The organism is Sphingobacterium sp. UBA2610 (genome assembly GCF_002339225.1).
Lineage (GTDB): Bacteria > Bacteroidota > Bacteroidia > Sphingobacteriales > Sphingobacteriaceae > Sphingobacterium > Sphingobacterium multivorum.
In genome coordinates this window covers 294,077-303,495 of the sequence record NZ_DDKA01000017.1, presented here as the reverse complement: position 1 = coordinate 303,495, position 9,419 = coordinate 294,077, and the positions used below count along the sequence as shown (strand labels likewise).

Genomic DNA, 9,419 nt, shown 5'->3' with positions numbered 1-9,419 from the left:
GGCACAGGATAGGGACGGGAACAGGGATCTAACCTGGACATTGCGGGGGAAACATGGATGATCCTGAAAATTGGATCGCACCACGGACATCCGCGGAACCGGGACTTGATACAGGCTCTGCAGCGGAAACATGGATGGACAGTGTATTGATCGATCTGCTTAAGCTCGGGATCACTATGGTAGCCCGCTCGCCTCAATGCCCAATTGAAGACGGTGCGCACAGGCGCAGCAGATGGACGGGAACAAGCGTAAAAGATCGCAGAACTCAGCGCTCCGGAATACCTTCTTTTGCAGCTATACTTTCCTACCTGTTTACTTAGGTTTAGTTTAGGTTTTAGTTAGGTTTTGTTTAGGTATAGTATAGGTTAGAGCTAAACAAAACCTAACTTATTGCTAAGCTAAATATAAACAAAAGCTAACCTAAGGAATAAGAAGCCCTCAACTTTTCTTTATTTATTGGGGAAGCATGGCTCATTTAGGGCAAACTAGGGTTCCGCCTCGTGGACAGGGCTCCGGCTGCTGCGCAGGGCTTGCGGGAACCTTCGGCTCCCATCTCCACCTGCTTCGTACCATGCTCGGGGCAGATTTGCCCTGCAACCGTGTTGAGTCCGTGTTGAGTCCGAGTCTAAGCCCGCACTCACCCCGCTGCCAACACGGGCAAATGACGCTCCGAACGCGACCATATCCCCCGGATGCCCCTAAAAAGACCAACGCCAATCCGAACCGCAGCCGAAAAACTCCGCAGCGACGCTGCAACACGAAAACAACTCGGAAAAACACGCTATAACGAAGGAAAAAACCATTTCGCGGTACTGATTTGCCGTACTGATTTCAAGCATCGGAATTAAATACAATGCTTATGAAGAAGTTAGCCTGTTATCGGCTTGAACGGCGACTGATCATAGCGCTCACATGGAATGACCAAAAGAGAACGATAGAATATACCTACAGGGACAAATGAGGTCTATTGAATCCTTATTACATAATAAGTATTAACACCACATAATTATATAAGTATTAGCGCTAACAAAATTATATAAGTAATAAAATTACATAGGCATTAACATGATGTAGAAGCATCCACGAATCCACACTAATGCAGCAAAATATACACAAACGATGCCACCTCTTATTGACTAAAAATTCAATAAATCATAGCATCGTTTATTACTGTATAAAGCGTGTTCGTACGAAGAAAAAGATTAAGAAAAAGCGTTCAGCCCCGTAATATCTTGTCCTGTGATCAATAAATGAATATCATGCGTCCCTTCATAGGTAACTACAGACTCTAGGTTCATCATATGTCGCATTATTGGGAAGTCACCGACAATCCCCATTCCGCCAAGAATCTGCCTAGATTCACGCGCTATCTGCAGCGCCATATTCACATTGTTCCGCTTTGCCATGGAGATTTGCTGAGGAGTAGCACGCCCCTCATTCTTGAGTACTCCTAAACGCCACGACAGCAACTGCGCCTTGGTAATTTCTGTCAGAAATTCCGCCAGCTTCTTTTGCTGCAATTGAAAACCGGCAATTGGCTTTTCAAACTGATGTCGCTCCAACGCATATTGAACCGCAGTTTCATAACAGTCTATTGCTGCTCCGATCACGCCCCATGAAATTCCAAAGCGGGCCGAATTCAAACAGGAAAGTGGGCCACGCATTGAATTTACAGCAGGAAGTATATTTTCGGCAGGGATATAAACATCATGAAAAACCAATTCACCTGTTTTGGAAGCGCGCAACGACCACTTATGCATGGTCTCCGGAGTTTCAAAACCAGCCATTCCGCGCTCAACAATAACTCCCCGTACTTTCCCGGCCTCATCTCGCGCCCAAACGACGGCAATATCACAGATAGGCGAATTTGTAATCCACATCTTTGCTCCATTTAATAAAAAACCAGCTCCTTTTGCCGTCAATTTCGTTTCCATTCCACCCGGATCAGAACCATGATTAGGCTCAGTAAGCCCAAAAGAACCGACCAACTCCCCCGATGCCAACCGCGGTAAATATTTACGACGTTGCTCCTCACTACCAAAGGTATAAATCGGAAACATCACTAAAGAGGATTGCACCGATGCTGCCGAACGAATTGCCGAGTCGCCTGCTTCCAATTCCTGCATAATTAAGCCATAGGAAATCTGATCCAACCCTGCCCCACCATATTCGACAGGAATATAAGGTCCCAAGGCTCCAATTGCTCCCAATTTAGGCATCAAACCCGCAATAGCACGGTGCTCCTGCGCCGCATCTTCAATGAAAGGCTTTATCTCTGTTTTCACAAAATCACGGACAGACTGCCGTATCAGTTTATGTTCTTCGGACAATAAATCGTCCACCTGGTAATAATCGGTATTAATCTGTTTGATCATGATATAGTCTACATTAGCTTATCTAAGATAACGATTATTTTTCACTGAACAATATTCAGAAAAAAATTGTCAAAAAAAAATTTATTTCATATATTTAAACTATTCCACGAATAAAATAAACCATTATGATAAAATCAGCGCTTAAAACACTTGGAATATCTTCCCAGAATTTAGGATCATCAACTGGACAGCAATGGTTTTCCGAAGGTAAAGAATTCGAATCCTTTTCACCTGTCGATGGAAAACTCATCGCAAACATAAAAAGTAGCAATCGTAAAGACTATGAAGCAGTCATTAAGCAGGCCGGAGATGCATTTTTACACTGGCGCCTACTGCCTGCTCCAAAAAGAGGAGACATCGTTCGCCAGTTGGGAGACAAGCTACGTGAGCTTAAACCTACTCTCGGAAAATTAGTTTCCTATGAAATGGGAAAATCTTACCAAGAAGGCATGGGTGAAGTCCAAGAGATGATCGATATCTGTGACTTCGCCTTGGGCCTATCCCGTCAATTGTATGGTAATACCATCCATTCGGAACGTCCTGGGCACCGCATGTACGATCAATATCATCCTTTGGGTGTCGTCGGTATTATTACAGCATTTAACTTTCCAGTGGCGGTATGGGCATGGAACACCGCCCTCGCCTTGGTCTGCGGCAACACTGTCGTCTGGAAACCCAGCGAAAAAACACCGTTATGTGCCATAGCCTGCCAAAAATTACTTGCAGAAATCTTACACAACAACGGGCTGCCCGAGGGAATATCCAACCTCATTATGGGCGACAGGGAAGTTGGCGAGTGGCTTTCGGCAGACAACCGCATCGCCTTGATTTCTGCAACAGGATCTACCCGAATGGGAAAAGAAGTCGCCGTTACCGTAGCACAACGCCTTGGTAAAACACTTTTGGAGCTCGGTGGAAACAATGCGATCATCGTTACTCCAGACGCCGACTTAAAAATGACCATTATCGGTGCTGTATTTGGTGCCGTAGGTACAGCCGGACAACGCTGTACAAGTACCCGAAGACTTATTATCCATGAGGACATTTATGACAACGTCAAAAAACAACTGACAAAAGCTTATGGTCAATTAAAAATTGGTGACCCTTTGGACACGAAAAATCATGTGGGACCATTGATCGACAAAGCCGCCGTAAAATCATACTTAAACGCACTGGACAAAATTAAAACACAAGGGGGAAAAATGCTGATCAAGGGAAAGGTCCTTGAAGGCAAAGGGTATGAAAGTGGCTGTTATGTGCAGCCTGTCATTGCCGAAGTTGAAAATCATTATGAAATCGTACAGCATGAGACCTTTGCCCCTATTCTTTACTTAATCAAATACAAAGGGGATATCAGTGCGGCCATAGCACTTCAAAACAGCGTCGCCCAGGGATTGTCTTCTGCCGTTATGACCAACAACCTACGGGAAGCCGAGCTATTTCTCAGTCCTGCTGGCTCTGATTGTGGTATTGCCAACGTCAATATCGGCACATCGGGCGCCGAAATCGGAGGTGCTTTTGGGGGCGAAAAGGAGACTGGCGGAGGCCGGGAGTCTGGATCAGATGCCTGGAAAGCTTATATGCGCCGCCAGACAAATACCATCAATTATACAACTGACCTTCCCTTGGCACAAGGTATCAAATTTGATTTATAAACCATTTACACACAAAACTATGAGCAGCGTACATGAAAGATTAAGCAAACATATATTAGCCGATGGATTCCCTTTGGTTATGGATATGGAGAAATCCCATGGTTCTTATGTCGTGGATGAAAATGGGGATGAATACCTCGATATGTTCAGTATGTTTGCCTCCATGGCCGTGGGTTACAATCATCCACATTTGGTCAAACAACGTGACTTCCTGGGTAAAATGGCCGTCAATAAGCCAGCCATGTCAGATATTTACCCCAAAGAGTTTGCTGATTTTGTCGACACTTTTGATCGCGTAGCCATACCGAAAGAACTCCCCTATGCCTTTTTCATCTCGGGGGGAACACTCGCCGTGGAAAATGCATTAAAAGCTGCCTTCGACTGGAAGACAAGGCTTAATTTTTCACAGGGAATACAAAAGGAAGCCAGCCAGGTCATTCACTTTAGACAGGCTTTTCATGGTAGATCGGGCTATACCTTGTCATTAACGAATACACAAGACCCCAGAAAATACCTTTATTTTCCAAAGTTCAACTGGCCACGCATTACCAATCCTAAATTGAGCTATCCTTTAACAAACGAACATATCGGCCAGACGATTGCTTTGGAGGAAAAAGCTGTCTCAGAAATACGTCAGGCGATCACGGCTAACCCCAACGATATTGCCTGCATTATTATTGAACCGATACAGGGTGAAGGTGGCGACAACCATTTTCGAAAAGAATTTTTCGTACAGCTTCGTCAAATATGTGATGAAAATCAGATCCTCTTAATTTTTGACGAGGTACAGACGGGATTGGGTATTACGGGAAAAATGTGGGCTTACCAACATTATAACGTCATTCCCGATATCATTGCCTTCGGCAAAAAAGCACAAGTCTGCGGTATACTGGCGAGCAAGGAAAAATTTGATCAGGTGGAACATCATGTCTTTCAAGAATCCAGTCGTATCAATTCGACATTTGGTGGCGATTTTATGGATATGCTCCGCTTTAAATTAATTCTTGAAGTCATAGAGCAAGAAAACCTGATTCAAAATGCGGCAGAAAAAGGGCGCTATCTACAAGATAAGCTCCAGGAACTGCTAGCGAAAAAACCGCAGCTGTCCAATTTACGGGGTGAGGGTTTATTCGTTGCAGTGGATTTCGAATCGGAAGCTGCACGGAATGAATTTATCAAGAAAGCCTACGCCAATAAACTGATTATGTTAGGCTGTGGAGAGAAAAGTATCCGTTTTAGACCGCACCTCAATGTGAGCTATGCGGATATCGATAAAACGATAGCAATTATAGAAAAAAGTATTTCCTAAAAAGATATGCAATGCTAAAAGCTCTAAAATAGCCCATCGCATTGCATATTTTTTATAAACTATCTATCTTTACAGACATTGGGACGGTCGATATCGACCAGCTCGGAAATTCCATATTCATCAAACAAGTCTAAGAGTGCATCTGTGCCCTCTTCCAGTTTGTAATCCATCTCTTCTTTATACACGGGAATCATTGCATAAAAATTGATCAGATTACCATCTTTGGTCTTTAACTCCAAAAATTCCTCATCAAAACTTAACATAGGCGGAAGCAGCAACATACAACCGAAACCTGTATTTGCAATATCTTCGGCTTCCATGCCATTGGGAATGGTATGCCCATAGCCCAGCCAGGTTTTGTACTCATGTGGAAACCGCGCTAATCTTTTCAAAAAGTAGACCGGCCAATAATTATTGTCATCCTGAAATTCCTCTTCTCCGATCTTCCAATCAGCGGGCAGCACAACCATTAGCTCTGCGCGCTCATAAGACTCTTTGTTTTCCACTTCATCTGGAACATGCATAGCCAGGTCACTCATGCCCGAAGTAACCAAGATATGGTATGGATAATTTGCACTTGGTTTAATCCAATGAACATCGATATGAACAAGCTCAGAGATTATCTCATGGAACACCATATCGGGTTCGGCAATATATTTGGTCAAATGCTCCTCGATTTCATCCAGATAAACACATTGTACCTCCGGAAATAAGTTTTTTGGATCCTTATCATCAGATTGATCTTCATAACGGTAGACCGTAGAACCTCCGGCAGTAATTTCTGTATCTTTTTTATCAGGCGAAGATTCCTCCGCTCCGCTACTCATAATCTTTTTGACTTTATCCCAAAATGACATATTATCTTATAAATGGTGAAAATTTAAGCTATTCTTTTCTTATCAATTTATTCGATCACAGCAACGACAGGTTGCCTGAATCTTGTTTTAACCGGTTTTCCCTTGACCTGACCAGGCATCCATTGTGGCGACCGGCGCATAGCAGACAACACAGCCTTTGTAAACTCGGGGCTTATCTTATCGGGATTCTCGATTTCAATATTGCAGATCGCCCCATCCTCGCAAACAATAAATTTCAGAATTGCCGTTTGCCGAGATCCGTATTTTGCATAGGCCACACTGTCCATTGCCCGGACTGTTCCGGACAGATCCAGATTATTTTGTATAAATTTGGACCAGGCCACCACCCCGCCCTTGAAATAGGGAAAATCATCAACATGCTGTGCGATACTGTCTGCAGGGATATCCCGCTTAGCAATCACTTGTGCACTTGCGGAAGTACACCATACCATAAAAAGTAAAACTGAAAAAAGAGTCTTGAATCCTGTTAAATACATACCCTATCCTATCCATAACCGTACCATTTAACGCTTATTAAGATAATTTATTACTTTAATTCTTTTGGACTAATTGAGCGGCCTAGCAATATCAGTAACAAACTCTCCTGCTTCGTCAACAAGAAAACTAATCGGATGCTCTGGATTTTTAATAATCTCGAACAAGGTCAAACCCCAAGGTTTCCAAAAATTTTCCAAAACTTGGCCATAGGTCTTGTTTTGCCAATGATCAAAGATAGGTTTCATCGACATATCTGCTAATGGCATCGGTTCAACATAGACTTTTTGCGGGGTATTTAAATAGGTATAATCTGGTAAACGATTAAATAAGTAGGCTGAATAAAAATAGCGTGCACACAATTCTTCAAACTGAATGGGATGCAATGTTTTGCCCGCAATAACCTTGAGGATATCTTCGTGATAAATATTGTTTGTGGCATTATCTTGAAGACAGGCGATTACAGCAAAGTCCTTCATGCGGATAGAAAAGATCAAGGTATTGATTTCATCACGATACATAAATGTATCGGGTGCATTCTTAACCGGTACAACAACCAATGAAAATGGGAAGGTATTTTCAAACTCCATCGGTACAACCAGCGACTGCAACATCGCATGGAGATTTGTAAAACGCTGTGCAAGCGCCTGAGAAAAGTTCATATCTTCGCCAGAAGCTTTTTGCTGCCGAATTCCCGCAAGAATTTCATTAAAGACCACCCCATAGATGATTTTTGTCATCCATTGAAACAATAATAAGGGATCCAACTGTTTGACGGCTTCATAACCTTGTTCAAACGACTGTTCTACCACACGTTCCATTTGTTCGATCGCTTCAGCTGCAGTTATGGAACAGGGGAGCTTCAACGATTTATAAGTCACCAGATTCTCATCCAGCATTTTAAAAGGTTTATCTTCCAATTGAAAAGATTTCATCATCCATACAGGAAACACCTGAATGGATTCTTCTTCCGATTGGAGTTTATTTCCTGTTAAAAAACAAATATCTGAATCAAACTGAAATTGTTTGAATGGATTATACAAAGTTGCCGCCATAATGCAGGCAAAGTTAAAACAAATCGAAAAGTCCGCAAGAAAAGCAAATTCTTATTACGATATGGTGACTTGTCTATTTAAACTTATTTTATTTTCAGAAATTTTTGAAAGTTCAAAAACTTTAAATAACTTTAATATAGGCAATCATAAAAAAAGGACGAGAAAGCCGATCGGTTCAATAGTCCGATAAAAACAAATTGAGGTATTGGCAAAATAAAAGCACGATGGAATTACAAGAAGCAAAACAGCAATTTATAGACACCTGGGGGGCATTAGGTTCTGAATGGGGAATCAACAAGTCCGTTGCGCAAGTTCATGCCTTACTCCTCTCGGCAAGCAATCCCATGTCTACAGACGAGATTATGGAAAAGTTGGTGATCTCGCGCGGCAATGCCAATATGAGTATCCGACAATTGATCGATTATGGCATCGTCTACAAAAAGCATATTGCCGGCGACAGAAAAGAATATTTTGTTGCCGAGAAAGAAGTCTTAAAATGGGCCATGAAAATTGCGGTAATGCGTAAGCAAAAAGAACTTGACCCCGTTATGGATATTCTAAAGGATATCAGCCGAAATACAGAGAAGGATCAGACGGCAGAAGGTAAGGAATTCCATAAAACGGTCAAGGACATCCAAAATCTGACGGATCAACTCGAAACTATTGCCAACAAGATTTTCAATACTAGCGGTGGAGATTTATTAATTAAATTGATCAAATTAATGATGTAGCATCATGAACTGGACTGTAAACACACTTGCCATGCGTAAAATAGTCATCGCTGGAGGAACAGGTTTTGTTGGACAATATCTTTCCGAGAGATTTCAAACATTGGGTTACCAGGTTATCGTCATTGGCCGTCGGCAGGGCAATATCCTTTGGACCGATCGATCCGGCATTTCCGATGCACTGGAAAATGCGGATATGCTAATCAATCTAGCCGGAAAGTCTGTCAACTGTCGATATAACGAAAAAAATAAGGCCGAAATATTTTCTTCAAGAACAAAGACCACAACGATTCTTGGTGAGCTGATCGCAGGCTGTACCAATCCACCAAAATTGTGGCTCAACTCCAGTACAGCAACCATTTATAGGCACGCCGAAGATCGTCCGATGACCGAAAGTTCGGGGGAGATCGGAACAGGTTTTTCTGTTGATGTTGCCAAATTATGGGAAAAGACTTTTTTCGACTTCAAATTGGAAAAGACAAGACAGGTGGCACTTCGGATGGCGATTGTTTTGGGTGCGGATGGAGGTGTTATCCTGCCTTTTAAAAATCTTGTCCGGGCTGGACTAGGGGGCATACAAGGAAATGGCCAGCAATATTTTAGCTGGATCCATATTGAAGATCTTTTTCAAATTATTTTGTTCTTAAAAGATCATGCGGATATGGATGGTGTCGTCAATTGTGCGGCCCCCCACCCCGTTACGAATAAAACTTTTATGGTGACTTTTCGACAAGTAATGAACTGTAAAATTGGTCTACCATCTCCCAAATGGCTGCTGGAAATAGGTGCTGCTTTTATTGGCACGGAGACAGAGCTGCTTTTAAAAAGCCGTTGGGTATTACCTGAAAAGCTGGAGAATAGTGGATTTACGTTCAGGTTTCCATCGATTTCAAGTGCTTTACAGGATATTCTGCAGCGGGAATAAAATTTTAAGGTTAACGTGGG

Annotated in this window: 8 protein-coding genes; 4 read left to right on the top strand and 4 right to left on the bottom strand. The window is 42.5% G+C overall.

What is annotated here, in order from left to right; genetic code table 11:
- Nucleotides 1-1,202 precede the first annotated feature (1,202 nt).
- The gene (locus tag B4Z47_RS12395) at nucleotides 1,203-2,375 is read right to left on the bottom strand and encodes an acyl-CoA dehydrogenase family protein (RefSeq protein ID WP_070562037.1); all 1,173 of its coding nucleotides are present in this window, start codon (nucleotides 2,373-2,375) and stop codon (nucleotides 1,203-1,205) included.
- A 125-nt stretch (nucleotides 2,376-2,500) separates the two neighbouring features.
- Here B4Z47_RS12395 and B4Z47_RS12390 point away from each other — a divergent pair, with 125 nt between their 5' ends.
- Nucleotides 2,501-4,030: an aldehyde dehydrogenase family protein gene (locus tag B4Z47_RS12390; protein ID WP_070562035.1), complete on the top strand. Its 1,530-nt coding sequence runs from the start codon at nucleotides 2,501-2,503 to the stop codon at nucleotides 4,028-4,030.
- Between the two features lie 19 nt (nucleotides 4,031-4,049).
- Nucleotides 4,050-5,339: an L-lysine 6-transaminase gene (gene lat / locus B4Z47_RS12385; RefSeq protein ID WP_070562033.1), complete on the top strand. Its 1,290-nt coding sequence runs from the start codon at nucleotides 4,050-4,052 to the stop codon at nucleotides 5,337-5,339.
- A 59-nt stretch (nucleotides 5,340-5,398) separates the two neighbouring features.
- Here lat and B4Z47_RS12380 read toward each other — a convergent pair whose 3' ends face one another.
- The 3 genes from B4Z47_RS12380 to B4Z47_RS12370 all read right to left on the bottom strand — a co-directional run bounded on the left by B4Z47_RS12380 (nucleotide 5,399) and on the right by B4Z47_RS12370 (nucleotide 7,746).
- Entirely contained in the window at nucleotides 5,399-6,166 is a 768-nt protein-coding gene (locus B4Z47_RS12380; RefSeq protein WP_070562050.1) for a suppressor of fused domain protein, read from the bottom strand.
- A gap of 77 nt (nucleotides 6,167-6,243) precedes the next feature.
- Nucleotides 6,244-6,648 carry an energy transducer TonB gene (locus tag B4Z47_RS12375; RefSeq protein WP_286727374.1) on the bottom strand — a complete coding sequence of 135 codons (405 nt, stop codon included), beginning with the start codon at nucleotides 6,646-6,648 and terminating at the stop codon, nucleotides 6,244-6,246.
- A gap of 114 nt (nucleotides 6,649-6,762) precedes the next feature.
- Complete coding sequence (locus B4Z47_RS12370) at nucleotides 6,763-7,746, bottom strand: hypothetical protein (RefSeq protein WP_286727373.1); 984 nt, start codon at nucleotides 7,744-7,746, stop codon at nucleotides 6,763-6,765.
- 224 nt (nucleotides 7,747-7,970) lie between these two features.
- Here B4Z47_RS12370 and B4Z47_RS12365 point away from each other — a divergent pair, with 224 nt between their 5' ends.
- Both B4Z47_RS12365 and B4Z47_RS12360 read left to right on the top strand, forming a co-directional pair.
- Nucleotides 7,971-8,477, top strand: a complete 507-nt coding sequence (locus B4Z47_RS12365) for a GbsR/MarR family transcriptional regulator (RefSeq protein ID WP_112373885.1) — start codon at nucleotides 7,971-7,973, stop codon at nucleotides 8,475-8,477.
- Between the two features lie 4 nt (nucleotides 8,478-8,481).
- Nucleotides 8,482-9,399 (top strand): TIGR01777 family oxidoreductase, encoded by a 918-nt coding sequence (locus B4Z47_RS12360; RefSeq protein WP_286727372.1) that lies wholly within the window; start codon nucleotides 8,482-8,484, stop codon nucleotides 9,397-9,399.
- Nucleotides 9,400-9,419 lie beyond the last annotated feature (20 nt).